Origin of the sequence: Aeromonas sp. QDB11 (assembly GCF_027705265.1) — a bacterium.
Classification (GTDB): Bacteria; Pseudomonadota; Gammaproteobacteria; order Enterobacterales; family Aeromonadaceae; genus Aeromonas; species Aeromonas allosaccharophila.
The window spans coordinates 1-21,690 of record NZ_JAPDBM010000076.1 but is presented as its reverse complement, the minus strand read 5'-3'; the positions used below and the strand labels follow the sequence as shown (position 1 = coordinate 21,690).

The 21,690-nt window shown below is 59.0% G+C and carries 22 protein-coding genes; 7 read left to right on the top strand and 15 right to left on the bottom strand.

Features of this window, described 5'->3' with window-relative positions; genetic code table 11:
- Positions 1-846: amino acid permease (locus tag OKC40_RS19400; RefSeq protein ID WP_270796650.1), on the top strand; the 846-nt coding region annotated here is incomplete at its 5' end.
- A gap of 66 nt (positions 847-912) precedes the next feature.
- Here the strand turns inward: OKC40_RS19400 and OKC40_RS19395 are convergent.
- Complete coding sequence (locus OKC40_RS19395) at positions 913-1,551, bottom strand: exopolysaccharide biosynthesis protein (protein ID WP_270692473.1); 639 nt, start codon at positions 1,549-1,551, stop codon at positions 913-915.
- A 251-nt stretch (positions 1,552-1,802) separates the two neighbouring features.
- Here OKC40_RS19395 and OKC40_RS19390 point away from each other — a divergent pair, with 251 nt between their 5' ends.
- Entirely contained in the window at positions 1,803-2,423 is a 621-nt protein-coding gene (locus tag OKC40_RS19390) for an outer membrane beta-barrel protein (protein WP_270692472.1), read from the top strand.
- Positions 2,424-2,513: 90 nt separating this feature from the next.
- Here the strand turns inward: OKC40_RS19390 and OKC40_RS19385 are convergent, their stop codons facing one another.
- Complete coding sequence (locus OKC40_RS19385; protein WP_270796649.1) at positions 2,514-3,437, bottom strand: GGDEF domain-containing protein; 924 nt, start codon at positions 3,435-3,437, stop codon at positions 2,514-2,516.
- A 180-nt stretch (positions 3,438-3,617) separates the two neighbouring features.
- Positions 3,618-3,866: a hypothetical protein gene (locus tag OKC40_RS19380; RefSeq protein ID WP_270692471.1), complete on the bottom strand. Its 249-nt coding sequence runs from the start codon at positions 3,864-3,866 to the stop codon at positions 3,618-3,620.
- Between the two features lie 76 nt (positions 3,867-3,942).
- On the opposite strand from OKC40_RS19380, the gene amt reads away from it, so the two are divergent.
- A complete protein-coding gene (gene amt, locus OKC40_RS19375) occupies positions 3,943-5,370 on the top strand; it encodes an ammonium transporter (protein WP_042655723.1) in 1,428 nt (475 codons plus the stop codon).
- 82 nt (positions 5,371-5,452) lie between these two features.
- Here the strand turns inward: amt and OKC40_RS19370 are convergent, their stop codons facing one another.
- The 9 genes from OKC40_RS19370 to OKC40_RS19330 form a co-directional block, all read right to left on the bottom strand.
- Positions 5,453-5,920 carry a glycine zipper 2TM domain-containing protein gene (locus tag OKC40_RS19370; protein WP_182938355.1) on the bottom strand — a complete coding sequence of 156 codons (468 nt, stop codon included), beginning with the start codon at positions 5,918-5,920 and terminating at the stop codon, positions 5,453-5,455.
- A 97-nt stretch (positions 5,921-6,017) separates the two neighbouring features.
- Positions 6,018-6,515: a GNAT family N-acetyltransferase gene (locus OKC40_RS19365; RefSeq protein WP_182938354.1), complete on the bottom strand. Its 498-nt coding sequence runs from the start codon at positions 6,513-6,515 to the stop codon at positions 6,018-6,020.
- Positions 6,516-6,627: 112 nt separating this feature from the next.
- Positions 6,628-7,032, bottom strand: a complete 405-nt coding sequence (locus OKC40_RS19360) for a nitrous oxide-stimulated promoter family protein (protein ID WP_075112837.1) — start codon at positions 7,030-7,032, stop codon at positions 6,628-6,630.
- Between the two features lie 88 nt (positions 7,033-7,120).
- Positions 7,121-8,923, bottom strand: coding sequence for an aminopeptidase P family protein (locus OKC40_RS19355; protein ID WP_182938353.1), 1,803 nt, complete (start codon positions 8,921-8,923; stop codon positions 7,121-7,123).
- A 33-nt stretch (positions 8,924-8,956) separates the two neighbouring features.
- Positions 8,957-9,622: a GntR family transcriptional regulator gene (locus tag OKC40_RS19350; protein ID WP_182938352.1), complete on the bottom strand. Its 666-nt coding sequence runs from the start codon at positions 9,620-9,622 to the stop codon at positions 8,957-8,959.
- 192 nt (positions 9,623-9,814) lie between these two features.
- Positions 9,815-11,440, bottom strand: coding sequence for a phosphoenolpyruvate carboxykinase (ATP) (gene pckA / locus OKC40_RS19345; protein WP_042062183.1), 1,626 nt, complete (start codon positions 11,438-11,440; stop codon positions 9,815-9,817).
- A 149-nt stretch (positions 11,441-11,589) separates the two neighbouring features.
- Positions 11,590-12,474, bottom strand: a complete 885-nt coding sequence (gene hslO, locus OKC40_RS19340) for an Hsp33 family molecular chaperone HslO (protein ID WP_042062184.1) — start codon at positions 12,472-12,474, stop codon at positions 11,590-11,592.
- A 77-nt stretch (positions 12,475-12,551) separates the two neighbouring features.
- Positions 12,552-12,950, bottom strand: a complete 399-nt coding sequence (hslR, locus tag OKC40_RS19335; RefSeq protein ID WP_005340141.1) for a ribosome-associated heat shock protein Hsp15 — start codon at positions 12,948-12,950, stop codon at positions 12,552-12,554.
- Between the two features lie 256 nt (positions 12,951-13,206).
- On the bottom strand, positions 13,207-13,587 hold the full coding sequence (locus OKC40_RS19330; protein ID WP_005340143.1) for a hypothetical protein: 381 nt from the start codon (positions 13,585-13,587) through the stop codon (positions 13,207-13,209).
- A 185-nt stretch (positions 13,588-13,772) separates the two neighbouring features.
- Between OKC40_RS19330 and OKC40_RS19325 the strand changes: the two genes are divergently transcribed.
- Both OKC40_RS19325 and ydiK read left to right on the top strand, forming a co-directional pair.
- The gene (locus OKC40_RS19325) at positions 13,773-15,161 is read left to right on the top strand and encodes a bifunctional NUDIX hydrolase/phosphatase PAP2 family protein (protein WP_182938351.1); all 1,389 of its coding nucleotides are present in this window, start codon (positions 13,773-13,775) and stop codon (positions 15,159-15,161) included.
- Positions 15,158-16,243, top strand: a complete 1,086-nt coding sequence (ydiK, locus tag OKC40_RS19320) for an AI-2E family transporter YdiK (RefSeq protein ID WP_042062190.1) — start codon at positions 15,158-15,160, stop codon at positions 16,241-16,243. The genes OKC40_RS19325 and ydiK overlap by 4 nt, the downstream gene beginning before the upstream one ends.
- 370 nt (positions 16,244-16,613) lie before the next feature.
- Here ydiK and OKC40_RS19315 read toward each other — a convergent pair whose 3' ends face one another.
- The 3 genes from OKC40_RS19315 to OKC40_RS19305 form a co-directional block, all read right to left on the bottom strand.
- On the bottom strand, positions 16,614-17,081 hold the full coding sequence (locus OKC40_RS19315; protein ID WP_182938350.1) for a GNAT family N-acetyltransferase: 468 nt from the start codon (positions 17,079-17,081) through the stop codon (positions 16,614-16,616).
- Between the two features lie 610 nt (positions 17,082-17,691).
- Complete coding sequence (locus tag OKC40_RS19310) at positions 17,692-18,267, bottom strand: hypothetical protein (RefSeq protein WP_182938349.1); 576 nt, start codon at positions 18,265-18,267, stop codon at positions 17,692-17,694.
- A gap of 566 nt (positions 18,268-18,833) precedes the next feature.
- On the bottom strand, positions 18,834-19,970 hold the full coding sequence (locus OKC40_RS19305; protein WP_182938348.1) for an agmatine deiminase family protein: 1,137 nt from the start codon (positions 19,968-19,970) through the stop codon (positions 18,834-18,836).
- Positions 19,971-20,125: 155 nt separating this feature from the next.
- Between OKC40_RS19305 and OKC40_RS19300 the strand changes: the two genes are divergently transcribed.
- Positions 20,126-21,025, top strand: coding sequence for a LysR family transcriptional regulator (locus OKC40_RS19300; protein ID WP_042062198.1), 900 nt, complete (start codon positions 20,126-20,128; stop codon positions 21,023-21,025).
- A gap of 333 nt (positions 21,026-21,358) precedes the next feature.
- A partial coding sequence (locus OKC40_RS19295; RefSeq protein WP_270796642.1) for a transposase occupies positions 21,359-21,690 on the top strand: 332 nt, incomplete at its 3' end.

Here is a 21,690-nt window from a genome sequence, read left to right as displayed (position 1 = left end):
AGGCAAGGGGCAACAGTGGATCAAGGGATGATCGTCTCACTTTTTCCTGTCAATGCCATCTGGGTGAACAGTTACCTGCCGATGGTCGCCTTTCTGATTGGCCTCTCCATCTATCTGTTGCCCCAGTGGAGCCTCTCCTATTTTTCCGAAAGTCAGGCGGTGGACTGGCGTGATCCGGCATTCTGGAAATCCCTCTGGCTGATCGTGCCGGTGATGGTGTTCTCCTTTAGCCATGCGCCCATTATTTCCTCCTTCAGTGCGGCGCAGAAGAAGCGTTGTCAGGAGAGTGCCGATCGGCGCGCCAAGCGGATCATCAAGTGCAGCAGCATGCTGATTTGCGGCAGCGTGCTCTTTTTCGTGGTGAGCTGCGTGATGAGCCTGAGTCAGGCCGAGATGGCGCTGGCCCGTACCGACAATATCTCGGTGCTGTCGGCGCTGGCGAACAAGTTCTCCAACCCGCTGATCGCCTATGTGGGGCCGCTCATCGCCATTCTGGCCATGTCCAAATCCTTCCTCGGCACTTCCATGGGGGTGAGTGAGGGGACGGTGAGCATGGTGAGCGGTGCCTGTCAGGGGCTGGGGCTCTCCCTCAGGGAGTCGACCATCGCCCGGGTGTCGTCGGTGATCCTGTTTATGGTGACTGCCGTCATCACCTATCTGAACCCCAATGTGCTCGACATCATCGAGCGCGTCAGTGGCCCGCTGATCGCGGTGATCCTGTTTCTGCTGCCGGCCTGCTCCATCTATCGCTTGCCCGCACTCAAGCGTTATCGCGGGCCGAGTACCCTTTTTGTGTTGGTGATGGGGCTGCTTGCCATCTCGGCCCTTATCTACGATCTGCTTTGACCGGGCGGTATCCCGCACAAATCAAAAAGGGCGACCATCTGGTCGCCCTTTTTCTGTGCATCGGGGTTAGCCGAGCAGGCCGGTGGCGCTCTGGCCCGCCATCAGCAAGCCGATGGCCAGCACGCTGAACCAGACCAGAGTCGCGCTCACCAGCAGGTAGCCGCTGGCGACGAACAGGCCGTCCCGCTGCAACATGCCGGTGGCAAGCAGCAGGATGGCCCAGGCAGGCATGGCATTGGTAAACGGGATGGCGCCCAGGGGCAACATCAGCAGCAGGGCGGCCAGCATGATCAGCAGGCCGTTGCAGCGGTTGACCGTGTTGCTGCCGGTCAGCAACAGCAGACGCGGGCGGATCACGCGATCGACCCGTGCCAGCAGATCCGCCCCCTTGTGCAAGGTCGGCTTGAGCTGGTCGGCGGCGAAGCGGCGCTCCATCAGCATGGCGGGCAGCCAGGGCACCCGGTTGAGGGTGATGCCGATGCCGATAAAGAGGATCAGCAGGCCAAACGGGGTGCTGACGCCGGGGATGGAGACCGGCAGCAGGAAGGGGACGGTGAGCAGCACGCAAAACAGCAGCATGCCCTGTTCACCCACCAGTGCGAGCATCTGGCGCAGGCTGATATGGCTCTCTTCGATGGCATGCGCGGTGGCCCGCAGGGTATCCGCGAGGGTGGTTTTGGGGTCGTTGAGTTGCGCGGCAACCATTCCCTGATGTCCTTCTGAGTGGTAATAACGGGCCCCGATGACCCGATTTGGCGCCAGCATACGTGGCAGAGGTTAACCGTCGATGAATGGTGGTAGGTGCCGCATAGCGGCGGCAGTGGTGCTGGCCTGCAGCGCAACCGGTGAGTGTGATCACCGCCATGAAATCGAACCGGTACAGCCGCCATCCAGGATTGGAGCAGGATGACTCTGGTATGCTCTTTGAACAATCACATTGAGTTCAGGGATCGATGATGAAGAGAGCAAGGATCGTGATAATGGGGCTGCTGCTGCCATTCGGGCAGGTCTGGAGTGCCGAGGGCGCGGCCACATCCGGTTGGCAGGTGACGCCGTTTTTCGGCTACAGCTCGTCCATCGACTTCGAGAAGAGCGACGAGGTGCAGCCGGTGCCGCTTTCTGCCTCGCTCGATTCACTGCAGGGGCAGAGCTCCGGCAGTTGGGGCCTCTTTATCAGCAAGGAGGTGGATGATCCCGGCATGATCGAACTGCTCTATAGCCACCAGTCCACCACCCTCTCCCCCGACCAGCCGGATCGCCTGACGGTCGATACCCTGCACTTTGCCGGTGCGCTGACCCTCTCTGACAACCTGATGGCACCTTATATCGGTGCCGGGATCGGGGTGACCCGTTTCGCCGCCTACGACAGCGAGGTGACCCCCTCCATGTCGCTGGCGCTCGGGGTGCAACCGCGCCTCGCCGAGCATCTGGCGCTGCGTGCCGAGGTGCGCGGTTATGGCTCACTGGTCAACGACAGCAGCCAGTTTCTCTGCAACCCGGAGCAGTGCGTGTTCAAGGTACGGGGCGAGCTGGTGACCCAGTGGCAGGCCAATATCGGTCTGACCTTCCGCTTTTAAGCCGCCACAATTTCATGCAGGAAAAAGGGGCCGTCTGGCCCATTTTGTCTGGATGTTTGCTGCAGTGCTCATCATTGCTCCGGCAGATGCTCACGTCCCGTGATTGACCGGGGTTGCCCATACGGCGCAATTTCTGCCCGCCTCCTTGGCGCCATAGAGCGCCTGATCCGCCCGCTTGAACAGCGAGACTGCCGACTCCTTGGGCTCGCGGACCCCTACTCCCAGGCTGACTGTCAGGGGATGGGCCGGGTCGGGGGCGATGGCGCGGGTCGCCGTCAGCAGGGTGTTGGCCAGTTGCTGTAATCGGGCTTCGTTTGCTTCGGGCAGCAGCAGGGCAAACTCCTCTCCGCCAATGCGGGCCGCCAGCGCCCCGGGCGGGCAGTGCTGCTGCAACAGCTCGCCAAACTGCAGCAACACCCGATCCCCGATATCGTGACCGTAGTTGTCATTGATCACCTTGAAGTGATCGAGATCCAGCAGAATGAGCCCCTGGCTCTCGCCCTGCTCCAGAAACAGCTGCTGATGAAAGTAGCGCCGGTTTGGCAGCCGGGTCAGATCGTCAAACAGCGCCTGTTGTCTGAGCTGAGCGTTGACGTGAAAGAGGTGGTGCATGGTGCTCAGGATGCCGATGCTGCTGAGCAGGATGCCGCTGGAGCGCAGCAGATCCTCGGCATAGATAGCGATCCAGAGTGGTTGGGCGACCAACTCGTCCATGATGTCGGCGGTGGCCCCCATGATCCACAACATCAGGCCGTAGCAGAGCAGGCGATAGGTTCTGGTGGGCAGAGGGGCGCACTGCACCACCCAGAACAGGAACAGCATGGTCAGCCAGTTGATCCCCTCGAAGCCAAAGCTGATGACATGAAGGCGAGCGAACGGGAAATGGGGCAGCAGCAACAGATGAAGGACCATGATGACCAGCATCAATCCCCCCAGCAGCGTGATGTGGGCACGATGCTCCCGGTCGAGATGGCGGTAGTGGGAGAGTCTGATGTCGAGACGATCGAACTGCATGGTGTTCCTCGGATTGGGCCTGCCATCACCTTGCAAACAAGGGGCTGCGTAATGGTATGCCGTGCTCGGATAACAGGAAGCGGCTGGTCTGTCAGTGTAAACGAGCGGGCCCGCAGCAGGCGATATCGATGATGTCAGCTTGTGGGCTGGCTCCGGGTTTGCGCACTTCTGGTGCGCACGTTATCGCCTGCCCTGTGACAGGGCGGCCCAGGGCGGGTTGGCGCAGCCAGTGCGCCATGTTGGTGCAAACAGGGTTTCGTCGATAGTTAATTTTATGATTTTAAAGGATTTAAATTTATGGCCCGCTTTATGCTTTTTATCTGTCAGACGGTCTCTTGCGGTCATCGGCGGCAGACGCAGTGATGAGGCGGTAGCAAGAGATATCCCCGTGCCGGGCACGGGTGTGATTCTGGCGGGTTGCTGCAACACCTTGCGGCTCGCCACAGATTCAATCAGGGAAACGGAGCCGGTCTCGTACCGGTACGACAGGGAAGGAGAGTGCTCTATGGTCAAAAAATGGATGATGGCAGGTCTGACGATGTTGCCTGCCTTGCTGGTTACCCCAAGTTGGGCCGAAGAGGTCGCTCAGGTTCAGGCTGCGGTGGCACCGGTTGCCGCCGTGACAATCAACAAGGGTGACAACACCTGGATGCTGCTCTCGGCGGCGCTGGTGATCCTGATGTCGATCCCCGGTCTGGCCCTCTTCTACGGTGGTCTGGTGCGGGCCAAAAACATGCTGAGTGTGCTGATGCAGGTCTTTACCCTGTTCTGCCTCATCTGCGTGCTCTGGGTGATCTACGGCTATTCGCTGGCCTTTACCGAGGGGGGCAATTTCTACGGCTCCTTCAGCAAGGTGCTGCTCAAGGGGGTGACGCCTGACTCCATCGCCGCCACCTTCAGCAAGGGTGTCGGGATCAGCGAGCTGATCTATGTGGTGTTCCAGGGGGCCTTTGCCGCCATCACCTGCGGCCTTATCGTGGGGGCGTTTGCCGAGCGCATCAAGTTCGCCGCCGTGCTGCTCTTCTCGGTGATCTGGTTCACCTTCGCCTACATCCCGCTGGCTCACATGGTGTGGTACTGGGCGGGTCCGGATGCCTATACCAGCGCCGAGGCTGCCGCAACCGCGACCGCCACTGCCGGTTATCTGTTCCAGCATGGTGCGCTGGACTTCGCCGGCGGCACCGTAGTGCACATCAACGCCGCCGTGGCGGGTCTGGTGGGGGCCTATCTGGTGGGCAAGCGTCTGGGCTACGGTCGTGATCCCATGACCCCGCACAGCCTGACCATGACCATGATCGGCGCCTCCCTGCTCTGGTTTGGCTGGTTCGGTTTCAACGCCGGCTCCGCACTGGAAGCCAACGGTATCGCCGCACTCGCCTTTATCAACACCTGGGTGGCTCCGGCTGCGGCCGCGCTTTCCTGGACCTTGGCCGAGTGGGTGATGAAAGGCCGTCCTTCCCTGCTGGGCGCGGCCTCTGGCGCAGTATCCGGTCTGGTGGTGATCACCCCGGCAGCCGGTTTCGTCGGAGTGGGCGGTGGTCTGATTATGGGCCTGATCAGTGGCGTGGCGGGTCTGTGGGGTGTCCACGGTCTCAAGCGCCTGCTGGGGGCCGATGACAGTCTGGACGTGTTTGGCGTGCACGGGGTGTGCGGCATTCTCGGTGCCCTGCTGACCGGCGTCTTTGCCAGCCCGGATCTGGGCGGCACCGGGGTGTGGGACTATGTCACCAATCAGGTGGCCGAGGGCTACTCCATCCTGACTCAGGTGAAGATCCAGGCCATCGGGGTCGGTGTCACCATCCTCTGGTCCGGTGCCGTGGCGGCGATTGCCTTCAAGGCGGTCGACATGCTGGTGGGGCTGCGGGTGAACGGCGATGCCGAGCGGGAAGGGCTGGATGTCACCTCCCACGGCGAGAAGGCTTACAGCATGTAATCCCGAACGTCAGACAACAAAAAACCGCCGGTTCCGGCGGTTTTTTTATAACTCGAGCGTGGCAAAAACTGAGTTCACACGCTTAGTTCACGACGGCCACGTTGATGCTGCCATTGCCCTGGGTCATGCGCACCCGCGCGCCCGGTACGAAGGTGGGGCTGGCTTTCTGCACCACCACGATGGCTTCGCCGCTCTCTTTCTTGATCTCCAGCTCGACGCCGTCGACCTGATTCACCTTGTTGCCGATGGCGTTGCCTGCCGCTGCACCGGCGATGGCACCACCGGCGGCGGCGATATCGCTGCCCCGGCCACCACCAATGGTGCTACCGAGCAGGCCGCCGACCACGGCGCCGCCAATGGTGCCCACCAGTGAGTTCTCATCGGCCTGGATCTTCACCGGGCGGGTGGAGATGATGGTGCCGTAGCTGACAGTCTGCACCTGTTTGGCGCGGTCTTTGGTGTAGACATCGCCGGAGTAAACGTCGCTGTTGGCGCATCCGGTGATGGTGGTCGCTGCCAGCAGGGCAATAAGGGTCATACGCTTCAACATGGTGGGCCTCCTGGGCTGCACGTAATTTGAACAATCCGGTTGATGAGTGAACTCTACTCCAACCCCGTCACACATGAAATCGGCAAAATGTAACCAATTATGCGTTCTGTAACCGGTTTTGTCCTTGAATCGCAGCTGTACCGGAGAGAGTTTTGACCAGTAGCAGACGGTCTTCTCCGGGGCCGAAATAGTCGGCGACCTCCGCCTGCAATGTGTAACCGAGCCGGTAGTAGAGGCGCTGGGCCGGATTGACCGGATCGACCGTGAGCCGCAGTTCGCTGATCTGCAGCGCCTGCTGGTTGGCCTCCATCTGGCGCATCATTCGCTCGGCCAGGCCGAAACCGCGCGCCTCGGGCAGCACCGCCAGCGAGAGCACCCAGCCTTGCGACCGCTCCTGACCGAATCCCCCCAGCACATAACCCACCAGCTGCCCCTCGTATTCGGCCACCAACAGCAGCTCGGGCCACAAATCCATCGCCTGACGGAAGAAGAAGGCGGGATAGACATCGTCGCCAAACACCTTGGCATCGATCTGCCAGATGGCGTGCATGTCATGGTGGGTGGCGGGGCGTAGCAGGGGCGGGTTGTGGTGCATCAGGACTCCATCGGCAGCAAGCGGATCAGCAACGCCGCTGACGGTTGGGTCAACGGCAGAAAAGGAGTCATAGGGTAGTGGTCATCCCCTGCCGGATGCAAGGGATTGGCGGTTATGGTGGCAGGGGCCGGCTCTGGGGCTGTTTGGGGGCTTTGCGCAAGCCATCGAGCAGATGACGGAGGGTGAGCCAGGGGTGGCGCAGCAACATGCGCGGGCCGCTCCACTTCATCACCTGCTGGATCTCTTTGCGCATCGCCGGGGCGTAGCAGTGGATCGTGCAGTTGGCGCAGGTGGGTTTGTTGCCATGGTTGTAACGGCAGCGACGAAGGCGCTGATGGGCGAAATCCCGCAGCTGGCGACAGTGGCGGCAGTGGGGATCCTGATGATGGTGCTGGCAGTAGAGGCGGATCATGGCGCTGACCGTCTGCTGCTCGCGCATGAGTCTGGGGTGGTCACTCGCCTTTTTGCTGGCTGCGGCGTGTGAGCCCCGGGCTGGGCTGGCGTGATGACTTTTCATGGCCGCCATTCTCCTGACCTGCTCGTTCGGGGTGTTGATACAGGTCAAAAGGGGCGATAAAAAAACAGGGCCCGCAGGCCCTGTGTCATCAGATGAGGCTGGTTGCCTGCTCCAGCCAGGCGAGATCCTCGCCCTCGAGCAGCGGGCTCAGGCGGCGGAACACCTCGACGTGGTATTCGTTGATCCAGCGGAATTCGGCCGGGCTCAGCAGGCTGCGGTCGATCAGGCGGGTATCGAACGGCACGTAGGTCAGCCGTTCGAAGCCCAGCATCGGCAGCTCGCCAACCTGTTCCAGCTCGGTCACCACCACCAGGTTTTCGCAGCGGATGCCAAAACCATCTTCGCGGTAGTAGCCCGGCTCGTTGGAGAGCACCATGCCCGGTTGCAGAGCGACCATGCTCCCTTTCGGCGCGATGCGCTGGGGCCCTTCGTGGACACTCAGGAAGTGGCCGACGCCGTGACCGGTGCCGTGGTCATAGTTGTAACCGGCTTGCCACAGCGGCATGCGGGCCAGCACGTCGAGCTGGATACCGGCGGTGCCGCGGGGGAAGCAGGCCTGATCCAGCGCGATATGGCCCTGCAGTACCCGGGTAAACATCGCTTTCTGCTCGTCGCTCACCTCACCCACCTTGATGGTGCGGGTGATGTCAGTGGTGCCATCCATGTATTGCGCGCCGGAGTCCAGCAGATAGAGGCTGTCCTGGCCGAATGCACGGGGAGTGCCATTGGTGTGGTGGTAGTGGCACATGGCGGCGTTGGGGCCGAGCGCGGAGATGGTGTCGAAGCTCGGCTCGACGTAGTGTTCCTGCTCGCGGCGGAACGCTTCCACCTGATCGGCCAGGGTGCCTTCATCCACCCCCTCGAACTCGCCGGAGGCGATCAGCCGATCCAGCCAGGCGAGGAAGCGGGTCATGGCAACGCCATCGCGCAGGTGAGCGGCGCGCATGCCGGTCAGCTCGATCTCGTTCTTGCACGCTTTTGGCAGCATGGTCGGGTCTTGGCCGGCCACCAGAATGGCGCCCGCCTCTTCCATGATGAGCTGGGTCCAGGCGTTGGCGCTGTCCGGATCGGCCAGCACCTTCTGCTGATCTTCACCGATGCGCTGCAGCACATCGCCCAGCTTGTCGATGGGATAGACGGAGACGTCTTGGCCTACGTGTTGGGTGAAGGCGAAGCAGTCAATTTTGTCGGTATCGACGAAGAAATCCATGCTGGTATTGGCGTAGAGCACCGCAAAGCCCAGCACCACCGGCAGCCGGTCGATGTCGCGGCCACGCAGGTTGAGCAGCCAGTTGATGGGCTCGGCCTGGGTCAGCAGCACCGCATCCAGCCCGCGCTTGCGCAGGTCGGCAGCCAGCTGTTCACGTTTGGACTGGCTGGACTGGCCCGCCAGCTCCTCGCTGTAGAGGATGACCGGGCTCTTGGTCGGCTCCGGGCGATCGCTCCAGTTCAGGTCGATGGGGTTCTGCTCGACGCGGATCAGCTCGATACCGCGATCGGCCAGCACCGCTTTGGCATGCTTGTACCAGGTCAGGCTGTGCAGGCGGGCATCGAAGCCAACCCGGGAGCCTGACGGCAGCTGGTCGGCCAGCCACTGGACGTGGGGATCTTCATTGAGGTGGAGGAATTCGAACAGCTCGGCGGGGGTTTGCATCCGCGCCTGCACCGTATAGCGACCATCGACAAAGAGGGCTGCTCGCTGGGTCATGATGATGGCGACCCCGGCAGAGCCGTTGAAACCGGTGATCCAGTCAAGCCGCTCGGCATAGGCGGGGATGTACTCGCCGAGGTGCTCATCATCGTGGGGGACGATAAAGGCGTCCAACTCCTGCATGGCCAGCTCGGCCCTGACTTGGGCGACGCGGGTTTCAATTATCTCGAAATTATTCATGTCGTTAGTGCCAGATGGTTGCTATATGAGTGTTCAGTTTTTATGGCCGCTGGCCAGGATCCGCTTGATCGACTGGCCTGCCGCTTCGATATGCTGCTTGAGCAGCACCACCGCCTCGTGCTTGCGCCGGGCGCGGCACAGTTCCAGCAATTGGGCGTGTTCACGCTCCGCCTTGTCTACGCCGTCGCTGGCAAACAGCAGCTCGAAGCGGACATAGCGGTCACAGCTCAGATTGATCTGGGCGATGAGATCCAGTGCCAGGGGGCGACCGGCTGCCTGATAGAGGGTGGCGTGAAAGCTGTGGTTCAACTCGGCCCAATGTTCGATCTGGGTGCCTGACTCCAGGGCGTGATCAAACTGGGCGAGGATCGCCTCCGCTTGCGCGAAGGTGGCTTCCGTCATCTTGTCGACGGCGTGAAACAGGGTATCGGCTTCCAGCAGTGCTCGCAAATAAAAGAGCTCTTCGATGGCCGAGGCGTCCAGCATGGTGACCACGGCGCCGCGATGGGCTTCGAACTTGACCAGCCCCTGTGCCTCCAGCTGCATCAATGCTTCGCGCACCGGAATGCGGCTCACGGCCAGCTCCTTGGCGATGGCATCCTGACGCAGGGGGGCGCCGGCGGGGAATTCGCCACGCAGGATCCGGCCACGGAGGTTTTCCATCACCATCTGGGTTCGGGTCTTGTAGGGTGGGGTCATGGTCGGGTCACGATTGGGCGTTACAAAATTGTATATTGTATAAAGTTTGGCTGAATCTACCCCGTCAGGAGTGGCAAGGCAAGGTTTAGGGGCTCGCCGCCGCGTGGCTGGCGGCGTTCGGGGCTCCATAAAAACAAAAATGCCGGTCAGCGTGGCTGACCGGCATGATGTCACTGATACGAAGCGGGGCTATTACAGCTGCGGGCCTGCCGCAACCAGACGTTTGCCTTCGTCGTTATCGGTGAAGCGCTCGAAGTTCTTGATGAAGCGGCCTGCCAGATCGACGGCCTTGGCATCCCACTCGGCCTTGTCGGCGTAAGTGTCGCGCGGGTCGAGGATCGCCGGGTTCACATCGTGCAGCGCGGTCGGGATCTCCAGATTGAAGATCGGCAGCACCTTGGTCTCGGCCTTCTCGATGGAGCCATCCAGGATGGCGTCGATGATGGCGCGGGTATCCTTGATGGAGATGCGCTTGCCGGTGCCGTTCCAGCCGGTGTTGACCAGATAGGCCTCTGCACCTGCCGCTTCCATCCGTTTTACCAGCTCCTGACCGTACTTGGTCGGGTGCAGGGAGAGGAAGGCTGCGCCGAAGCAGGAGGAGAAGGTCGGAGTCGGCTCTGTGATGCCGCGCTCGGTACCGGCCAGTTTGGCGGTGAAGCCAGACAGGAAGTGGTACTTGGTCTGCTCTTTGGTCAGTTTGGAGACCGGGGGCAGCACGCCGAAGGCGTCGGCAGTCAGGAAGATCACCTTGGTGGCATGACCTGCCTTGGAGACCGGCTTGACGATGTTTTCGATGTGATAAATGGGGTAGGAGACGCGGGTGTTCTCGGTCTTGGAGCCATCATCGAAGTCGATGGTGCCATCGGCAGCAACGGTCACGTTCTCCAGCAGCGCATCGCGACGGATGGCGTGGTAGATGTCCGGCTCGGCCTCTTCGGAGAGCTTGATGGTCTTGGCGTAGCAGCCACCTTCGAAGTTGAATACGCCGTCGTCGTCCCAGCCGTGCTCGTCATCGCCGATCAGCTGACGCTTGGGATCGGTGGAGAGGGTGGTCTTGCCGGTGCCGGAGAGGCCGAAGAAGATGGCGACGTCGCCGTCCTGACCCACGTTGGCGGAGCAGTGCATGGAGGCAATGCCGCGCAGGGGCAGGAAGTAGTTCATCATCGAGAACATGCCCTTCTTCATCTCGCCACCGTACCAGGTGCCGCCGATGAGCTGGATCTTCTCGGTCAGGTTGAAGGCAACAAAGTTCTCGGAGTTGAGACCCTGCTCCTTCCAGTTCGGGTTGGTGCACTTGGCACCGTTCATCACCACGAAGTCAGGCTTGAAGGTTTTCAGCTCTTCATCGCTCGGGCGGATGAACATGTTCTTCACGAAGTGAGCCTGCCAAGCCACCTCGGTGATGACGCGCACGGCCAGACGGGTATCCGGGTTGGCGCCGCAGAAGCCGTCGACCACAAACAGGCGCTTGCCGGAGAGCTGTTTGGTGACCAGCGCTTTCAGATGTGACCACACTTCCGGGCTAATGGCTTTGTTATCGTTTTTACCCTGGTCAGACCACCATACAGTGTTCTGGGTAGTGGCATCTTTGACGATATATTTATCTTTCGGGGAGCGACCGGTGAAGATCCCGGTGTTGACGTTGACGGCGCCCAGCTCGGTCACCACACCGCGCTCGAACCCTTCCAGGTCAGAACGTGTCTCTTCCGCGAAAAGCTGGTCGTAAGAGGGGTTGCGAACGATTTCTTGGCTGTTTGTGATGCCGTACTGGTCCAGTCCTAATTGTTGGGCCAGGGTGGGTTCTGCCACGATTGTCATTGTATTCTCCTGGGTTCAGAGGTTGGTAGGGTTCTATCTGACGGTCATCCTATCACTTAGGTGGTAGAGTTTAGCGATCGCCATCAAACTTTATAAAATAGGGTATTTTTTTGTTATTAAAGTTAAAGGCGGGTTTTGCCCGCCTTTAATTAGTGTAACTGGTTTGCATCATTGCCGGGAGCCCTGCTGAACAGGGTTTCGACATCGATCCCATTAAATTGGTACTGGGCGCCGCAATAATCACAGTGCATGTCGATCTTGCCGAGCTCCTGCACCATCTCCATCACCTCTTCCTTTTCTATCTGCAACAGAGCCCCTTCGCAGCGCTCGCGGGAGCAGGTGCAACGGAACTCGACCGCCTGCGGATCGAACACCCGTACCTTGTCCTGATGGTAGAGACGGTAGAGGATCTCTTCCGCTTCCAGCCCGAACAGCTCTTCATCCTTGATGGTGCTGGTGAGCTGGGTGAGGTGATCGAAATCGTTGCTGTGATCCTCGCTCTGGGCGGGCAGCTCCTGCAGCATGATGCCGGCGGCGCGCGGCGCACCTTCGTGGTAACCGGTGCGGATCCACAGCTTGGTCGCCAGCTGTTCGGAGCGGGCGAAGTAGTGCTCCAGGCAGCCTGCCAGAGTATCGGCGTCCAGCGCGATGATGCCCTGATAGCGCTCGCCCTGCTCCGGGGTGATGGTGATGATCAGCTGGCCGTTGCCGATCAGGCTCTGCAGCTTGCCATCGCTCGGCAGCTCGCCTTCATAGCGGGCAACGCCGCGCAGCTGCTGGTTGTTGTCACCATTGATCACGGCAAGACGCACCGGGCCATCGCCCTGCAGCTGTACGGTAATGGAGCCTTCAAACTTGAGGGTGGCGGTCAGCAGGCTGGTGGCAACCAGCAGCTCGCCCAGCAGTTTTTGCACCTGCACCGGGTAGTTCTGGGCTTCCACCACGTGGCGGTAGGTGTGATCCAGCTGGACCAGCTCGCCACGCACTTCGTACTCTTCAAACAGATAGCGATACAGCAGATCTTGGTTGCTCATCATGTATTCCTGGCTTTTCGGTGAGGTAAATCGGGCGGGCTGGGGTTGATGCCAGCCCGGTATCAAATCGGGGTCGGTCAGTACTGTTTGACCTTGAGCAACTGGCGTCGCTCCTGCTTGTCGGGGCGGCGCTCGGGGCTGGGGGCAAACTGGCTGTTGAAGCGGCGTGCCTCGCTGTTCTCGGCCCGTTTCTTCAGACTCTCGGCGGTCTCTTCATAGAGCTGCTGGGCCAGCGGGGCTGATTTGCGCTGCTCGCTCAAGGCCAGCACCCGCACTTCGCGTTCGTCCTGCCCCTGCCAGAAGCGGATCAATGCACCCACTTCCACCTGTTTGCCCGGTTTGCTGCGCTGACCATTGTAGTGCACCTTGCCCCCGTCTATCTGATCCCGCGCAATGGAGCGGGTCTTGTAGAATCGGGCCGCCCACAGCCACTTGTCGAGACGAACCTCGAGGGCACTTTCTGCATGATTGGGCATGAACAGGCTCCATAACGGGGAAAAGAGGTGGTCGATTATACCAGAGCACGGGGTCGGGATAGAAACCGGGCAGCCGCCGTGCGGGGCGCAAACCATGTCAAGGTGATGCAACATATGGGCAGTTTGCTGATTCACAAGGGAAAGCCGCTGCTTTATCGGGTATTCATAGGGGCTGGGAGGGGCCTTCATACCGCGCATATAAAGCTGCCGCCCCGGTTGGGGGCGGCAGCGTTCACATCCGTTGACCACGGCTCAGTCAGAAGTGATCGTGCTGATCCGGCTTCTTCTGGTCGTGGGGGCCTTCGCTGTGGGCGATGGCGGTGCGGATGAGATCAACCCCGGCACGGATAATCAGCACCCCCATGTTGACCAGCTTGACGCAGACCCACATGAAGGTGATGAGCAGGATCAGCTTGAGCACGGTCTGGAAGGCTTCCAGGAAGTTCTGCTCCAGCTGGGCGGTGAGGCCGTTGGCGCTGGTCATCAGCCAGGTGTAGACCTCGCGCACGAACGGGATGCGGCTTGGCATCTCCAGCACGTCCAGTGCGGCAGGGAGCGCCTGGAAGATGACGATGCTGCCGAACAGGATCAAAATGACACCGATGGCGATGCCGAGGAAAAAGCCGAACTGTCTCATGGAGGGCTCCAGCGTTTGCTGCATGAAATTGAAGATAGCCGCCAATAGTAGGGAGTGCCCTGCTTCATCGCAATCTTCTGTGCACCGCCAGCGCGGCGGGAACGGTGGCGATCCGGCCGCTACCGTTGCCCAACTATCTGATTTCTGGGAGGCTTGTCGCCATTGTGCATAGGGAAAGCAAATTGATGTCGAGAACCCTCTTTTTACTGTTGCTGGCGCTGTTTGCCGCTCTGCCAGCCCTGAGCGCCGAACCGGCGGCACCGACGGCAGCGGCCTGCGCCATCCGCCATCAGGATCAACTGCTGCTGGTGCAGGATCGCATCTCCTCCCGCTATAGCCTGAGCGGTGGCTATATAGATGGCGGCGAGAGCCCGCAGCAGGCGGCGCTGCGCGAGCTGTATGAAGAAACCGGTCTGCGCGGGGAAATCGTCGCGGATCTTGGCCGCTGGCAGAAAGCACAGGTCTTTGCCTGCCGCACTCTGGAACCTATCGTCGCCCAGCAAGATTCCGATTTTGTCTCGCTGCTGCAGGCTCCCAATCTGGGTGGGGAGATCCTCAACGCCCGCTTGATCGCGGTGGACAAGCTCCCCCGCGAGCAGCGCCGTTTCCCGGATCAGCTCGACTGGCTGCAATCCCGACTGGATAAGGTGCCAGAGAGCGAGGTGCGCTGGCAGGCCGATTTCGTGGCGCAGGGCAGTGCGCTGCATCAGGCCGAGATCCCGCTGATGCTGCGCCTGCAGCAGTGGCTGGGGCCCGATGTCTGGTGGTTGTCGGTCAGCAATCTGTTTGGTTCAGGCGGCTTTCAGCTTGCCCTGATACCTTTGCTGCTCCCGCTGCTGGGGTGGCCGCGGCTGCGCCAACTGCTGTTCGCCATGCTGTGGCTTGGGCTGCTGGTGCAAGCGGGCAAAGAGGGGATCGGCTGGCCGCGCCCCTTTCATCTGCAACCTCTGCTGGCGACTCACAGTGCTCAGGGCTTTGGCATGCCGAGCGGCCATACCGCCTCGGCGCTGTTGTTCTGGGGGGCGTTGCTTGGCTGGCTGTGGCCGACGCACCGCTGGCGGGCGCTCTCGTTGGCGCGGTTGCTGGCGCTGGTCACCGGTCTGGCGCGGGTCTGGCTCGGGGTGCACTTTATCTCCGACGTGGCGGCGGGGCTGCTGATCGGCGCCTTGCTGCTGGCTGCTCGCCCCTGCTGGCGTGCCGATGGGCATGCGGTTGGCTGGCTGCTGCTGATTGCCGCCGCGCTGGCGCTCGGGGGACTGACCCAATCTGCCCATCTGACCGGGATCGGCCTGACGGCGCTCGGGCTCTGGATTGGCGGCTTGCTTACCCTGAGTCGCGGAGGTTATCCCCCCATCCTGACCGGCATGGTCACGCTGGCGGGGGGCGCAGTGATCGGGGCCGGGCTGTGGGCGGTGCCGCTGCTGACCAGCAGTTCGCTTAACATCCTGCTCGGCCAGTTATCGCTCTTTTTCGGGCTGGGGCTCTGGTTGAGCGCGGGCCTCTGGTGGATACTCTCTTTCTTGAAATGCGACACACGACCCAAGGGCAACGGCTCTGACAAGGGAACTCTATGAATGTGAAAAAAGTGGATTTGGCCAAGACAACCCTGGGGGTGCTGTTTATCAGCCTCCTGATTATCTCCTGTTTCTTGGTGTTGCAGCCCTTCCTGCCAGCACTGGTGTGGGCCACCATGATCACCATCGCCACCTGGCCACTGATGCTGATGATGCAGCGCCTGCTGTGGGGCAAGCGTTCGCTGGCGGCCCTGTTTATGACGCTGGTGCTGCTGCTGATATTTGTCATCCCGCTCTTTATGACGCTGGCCAATGTGGCGGAGAAGGCCCCCATGCTGATCGAGCTGGGCACCCATATCAGCCAGTCGCCGCCACCGGAGCTGCTCTGGCTGCAACAGATCCCGCTGGTGGGTACCAAGTTGTATGAGTTCTGGCAGCAAATTCTGGCGAGCGGTGGTCAGGTGCTGTTTGCCAAGCTGGCTCCCTATTTCGGCCAGACTGCCCGCTGGCTCGCCTCTCAGGCTGGTAATCTGGGGCTGCTGTTCGTTCACTTCCTGCTGACGGTCGGTATCTGCGGCCTGCTCTATCACTCAGGTGAAGTGGTGGCGACCGGCATTCGCCGCTTTGCCCACCGACTGGCGGGCCAGCGTGGTGACAATGCCACCGTGCTCGCTTCACAGGCGATCCGCGCCGTGGCGATGGGGGTGGTGGTGACCGCGCTGGTGCAATCCACGGTGGCCGGTGTCGGCCTGCTGATTGCCGGTATCCCCTACGCCATGATTTTGGTGGTGGTGATGTTCCTGCTGATCGTCGCCCAGATCGGCCCCTTCCCGGTGCTGTTGGCCTGTATCGGCTATCTCTACTGGAGCGGCGACACCACCTGGGGCACCTTCCTGCTGGTGTGGTCACTGTTTGCGGGCACCATGGACAACTTCCTGCGCCCCTTCCTGATCAAGCGTGGCGCCGACCTGCCGCTGATCCTGATCCTGGTGGGGGTTATCGGTGGCTTGCTGACCATGGGGATCATCGGTCTGTTTATCGGCCCCGTGGTGCTGGCGGTGGGTTACACCCTGCTGGATGCCTGGATCAAGGAAGATGACCAACCGGCGACCGCGGCGGTTGAAGCGCCCAAGGCCCAATAACGATTCAGTAAAAAGACGATTCAGTAACAAGACGAATCAGCCATCCATCGTTGATACAAAGAGCCGCCCATAAGGGCGGCTCTTTTATTTGTGGTGATTGTGATTATGGCGATCGCATCAGATTGGCTGATCCGCTCTAACCTGCATATCCCACATATTACCGCTCCATGTAGGTTCGATTAGCGAAGCGTAATCGGACGATCGAGGCACAGTTGCCCCGGAGTTTCCGTCAATCATCGGCCTCTGTTAGAGGGGGAATTAGGTGGCCGTGATAGCGGGCGAATTGATTTGCGCGAACGTCCGATTACGCCTGGCGGCTAATCGAACCTACGGGCTGGCTATACGGAGTTTGTTCAGAAAGGTGGGTTTCCTAATTTAAGCCTATCTTCTTTGACATATTGTAGCCAGAAATGGCAAAGCCAACATCTTGATACAGTTTTAACGCTCTTTGATTATGGTACGCTACTCGCAATTTAATTTGCTCAATCCCAATTGATGTTAATTGTGATTCAAACGCAGAAATTGCCAACTTCCCATAACCGTTATTGCGACGATTTGAGAAAATGAAGAAGTCATAAATAAACGTGGATTTATCATCGGCGTTAATCGAATGCCACAAATAACCAACTAATTCTAAATCTGATTCGATGCACAATAATTCATGCTTATCGCTTTCCAAGCCATTAGGAAAGCTACGAAGAAGCTCCTGATTGGCTAACTCTATCGCTCTATCTATTGAGTGGCCATAATTTTCAGCTATTTCACGGCTGTAATCATCAATAAAGTAATCGCAATATGCTGGATATTCACTTGCGGTCATGGGCCTGAGCTTAATCATGTCTAATCCTTTAAAGCGAGATAACATCATATTAATAGGTGAGCTACGCTGCTACCTAACCTAAATCATTGCACCGTAAACACGAAACCCAACCTTACACCGAAAATGCCAAGCCTTGCGAATCATTCTGAAATGCTTTGCTATGTTGGCGTGATTTTTGCGAAACATACTATCGATAAAAAGACGTCCATCCTGGCTGTGCTGGCTATACAGCGGTTTTCTCAGGAAGGTGGGTGTCCTAATTTTATGGTTGTCTCCGTGAGTCAGCAGCGGCCTGCCAGAGGGAAAATGCGGGTAGCCGTTATCGCGGGAGAATTGATTGACGCGAACGTTCGATTACGCCTTACGGCTAATCGAACCTACGGGCTGTTGTTTTTGACGATCGTTATTTATGGCGATCGTGTCAGATTGGTTGATCCGCGCCAACCGGCTTCACCACATATTACCGTCCCATGTAGGTTCGATTAGCGAAGCGTAATCGGACGATCGAGATGCCGCAGTTCCGGTGTTTCCGTGAGTCAGCGGCACCTGCCAGAGGGGCAATGCGGGTGACCGTTATCGCGGGAGAACCCATTTACGCGAACGTCCGATTACGCTTCGCTAATCGAACCTACGGGCACACTTTTTCATTTACATACGACTCTAGATTTTCTGTTTTTTCGTAGTATATGCCCAAGATATGCAGAGCCCTGCTTATTGATTCTTTGTTCACTTTGCCAGAAATATTATCTTCTTCGCCACGAGCTAAAGGAAACAGGTTATCAACACTAACTTTAAGCTCTGCTATCCCATAGAAAAGAGTGTTGTAATACCGTTGGTTTGTTTGCGTTTTCTTACACACGGTTTCAAGTCGTGCACCATGAACTTGCAGCATATTGAGTACTTTTGCTAAATAATCACCGACCTCGGGAGTTGCATGTCGAATACACTCTTGAAACGTTTCAAAATGCGCTTCACTCAATTTAGGAACCGTAATTTCAGACATTTCTGAGCGATGTCCACGACTGTAATACGCACTTTGTAAGCTTTTAGCACTATCACTAAGATACTGACACAAATCGTCTAACTTTTGAGGTAAGAGAGCTCTTGATGCAACAAAGTCTCGTTGTCTTTGTTTTTCAACTGTCACGCTAGAAATTTTAAATGCCGTGATGCTCGAAAGGAAAGCAAGTACACCTGTATTCAAAGTTTGTCAATCTAACCAAACACCATGAACATAGTCCCAATCACCATAAAACCATGGAACTATACACATAAAGATAAAATATATAATTATCGAAGGAACACCTGCGTAATTTAACAGCCCAACATAAAATTTAGGCTTGAAAAGACCAAAACGATACAAAGAAATTCTCCCATGTCACATAACAGTGATTAGATGGTAGGCGGTCATAATTTGTTAATAGAGCCTTCCATATAACTCAGGTTCGCCCTGATCGCCGCCACGAAAATTCATTTTAAATCACAAAATTGCCGACCAATCTCTGGTGATGAACGCATTCGCCAGACATCTTCTTTTGGCTCCATTTTTAGCCATCGGGCAAAAATACACTTCTGGGGCGGCAATGAAAAGCGCCACATGGCCTCGACGTTGTGAACAGGTCAGGAGTGTGACCGGGGCAACGTCTTATATGACATAGCTGGCCAAGATGCAGGGCCGAGGCGGGTCAGGGGCTCGTGGTTAACAAAAATGGCATGGCGAGATAACCCGGGGCGTGGCAACGCCCCGGGTTATCAGTGGGTAGGGGAGGGTCAGGCTGGCTGGTGGAGGGTGATGCAGTGAATGCCGCCGCCACCGGCGGCCACCGGATCGATATTGATCTGCACGATTTGGCGGCCGGGGTAGAGCCTGGCCAGCAGATCATGGCAGTAGCGGTCGGCGGCCTTGTCGCCAAACTCGGGGGCGATCACCGCACCATTGATCGGCAGATAGTTGATATAACCGGCGGCAAAGTCGCGGCTGCGGCTAAAGCGGTTATCCCGCACATCGAGCGGGGGCGGCAACATATGCAGCTCCAGCTTGTTGCCGTCCGCATCGGTGGCCTGCTTGAGGATGGCCAGATGCTGGCGGGTCACCTCGTAGTCGTGAGATTCCGGATCGTTGTCCAGATTGACCACCACCACCCCGGGGCGCACAAAGCGGGCGTAGAAGTCGACGTGGGCATCTGTGATGTCCTTGCCCTTGATACCCGGCAGCCAGATGATTTTGCGCAGCCCCAGATTGGCTTTCAGCTCCGCCTCCAGTTGCGCCTTGCTCACCCCCGGGTTGCGGTTGCTGTTGAGCCAGCAGCTCTCGGTCATGATGGCGGTGCCGTTGCCATCCACCTCGATGCCGCCCCCCTCGCCAGTCAGCGTGCTCTGCAGATAGTGAGCATCCGCCTGCTTGCTGACCAGCTCGGCGACGCCCGCATCCTGTTCGTACTCCTGCTTGTCACCCCAGCCGTTAAAGTTGAAATCCACCAGCCCCAGCTCCCCTTCGCCGTTCTGAACGAAGACGCCGCCGGTATCGCGCAGCCAGATATCGTCCAGCTCGGCGACGATAAAGCGGGTGTTCTGCTCGCCACAGAGCTTGCGGGCCAGCGCCTCCTCCTCTTCGCGGCAGAGCACGCTCACCTTGGTGTAAGGGGTCATGGCTTGAACCAGCCGCCCGATGGTGGTCTGCACCTCCTTGTAGTCGCGACCCCAGATATCGGCACTGGCGGCAAAGGCGACCCAGACCTGCGCCTGAGGAGCGGCTTCATCGGGCATATGGAATTGCTTGCCGCTGGTGTTGGCAGCATCCTCATCGGCATTGCCGCTGGCCGCGTACACCTTGCCCGGCAGGTTGCTGAGCCCGGCCAGCACGCCGATGGCCGCCAGCTGTTTCAATACGTTGCGTCGGGATGGCATGGAAAACTCCTTGAATGAGGGCGCTCTTTGCTGTCGCTGATTGACCGGAAGTGACAAGCGCTGTTAATCGAATTGCGTTGAGTAATAGACTATCCGTGGCCGTGGCGGCGAACAAACGATCGATTTTCCGTAAAAGTGATAAGTGGAGCTAATCAATGGTGTTCAAGCAGTGGCCCCCGCTCAACGTGCTGCGGGGCTTTGAGGCGGCGGCCAGACTCGGTAGTTTTCATCAGGCGGCGCAGGAGCTGCACCTGACCCAGTCCGCCATCAGCCAGCAGATCCGCTCGCTGGAGGAGCTACTCGGCCAGCCGCTGTTTCACCGGCAGGGGCGCTCGGTCGCGCTGACCGATGCGGGGCAGGATCTGCTGGAGACCACCCAGAGCGTGCTGTTGCAGCTGGCGATGGGGATCCAGCGGTTGGAGCAGTACCGCAAACCGAACCAGCTGGTGCTCAACACCAGCACCGCCATCGCCCGCCACTGGCTGCTGCCGCGATTGGGGGAGTTTCATCGCCAGCATCCCGATATCGATCTCTGGCTGTTTACCAGCGACGAAGAGCCCGACATGGCCGAGCAGACCATTGATCTCACCCTGCGCTGGGATCTCGCGCCGCAGGCCGAGTGTCGCCATCAGCACCTGCTGGCAGATCGCTTGCTGCCGGTGGCTACCGCAACCGTGTTGTCACGGCCCGCGGAGGAGCGCACCACCCTGCATGGCGAGCGGGAGCTGGATTGGCATCACTGGACGCTGAGAGGGGGAGAGGATCTGCACCTGCAGACCCGGGGACTCAACTTCTCCGATCCCGGCCTGCTGCTGGAGGCGGCCAGCGCCGGACTCGGTGTGGCGCTGGTGAGCGAACTGCTCTCCCGTCCCGCTCGTCAGCAGGGGTTGCTGTTGCCGCTCTCCACCCGTCGGGTCAAGGGGCCGCAGTGGGATCTGCTGGTGCATCAGGAGAGCGAGGGGATGCCGGAGTGCCGCGCCTTCTATCACTGGCTCGGCCAGCAATTTGCCGACGGTGAACCGGACCGGGAAGATGACGGGCTTGCCACCCTCTGAGGCAGGTCACTGAATCGGGATAGCCATTCTGGCTAAGTTGTGTGCTAGGTGACGTAGGCTCGATGTCGTCTGAAAAATTGGGTGGGATGGGTTTCTGTCAGATGGGTTGGCACTGCCCGCTATGCCTCCAATGAGGCCTTCATGATGAGAAGAGGCAATTTTCAATAATCTGACCAGATATCTTTCGCCACAGATCACATAAATACACAGCCTCTCTGTCACCGGGTCCTGTATCCGCCAAATAGATTGGCCCCTTGAAGATCCAGACACTTCGCCCCTCTTAACTTAAGAGGTAGTCTTGGAGCTATGTTCAGTACTAGTCACAACGAGAAGATGGTCGAAGTGTTAACAGGGGCCGAGCGCCGTCGACGCCGGACTCCACAAGAAAAGATCGCCATCGTGCAGCAGACCTTTGAGCCCGGGATGACCGTCTCTCATGTTGCTCGCTTGCACGACGTCAACGCAAACCAGCTTTTCAAATGGCGTAAGCAATTCCAAGAAGGGTCTCTCACGGCGATCACCGCCGGTGAGGATGTTGTTCCTGCTTCCGAGTTGGCTGCTGCCATCAAGCAGATCCGAGAGCTACAACGTCTGCTCGGGAAGAAGACCATGGAGAACGAGATCCTCAAAGAAGCCGTGGAGTATGGTCGAGCAAAAAAATGGAT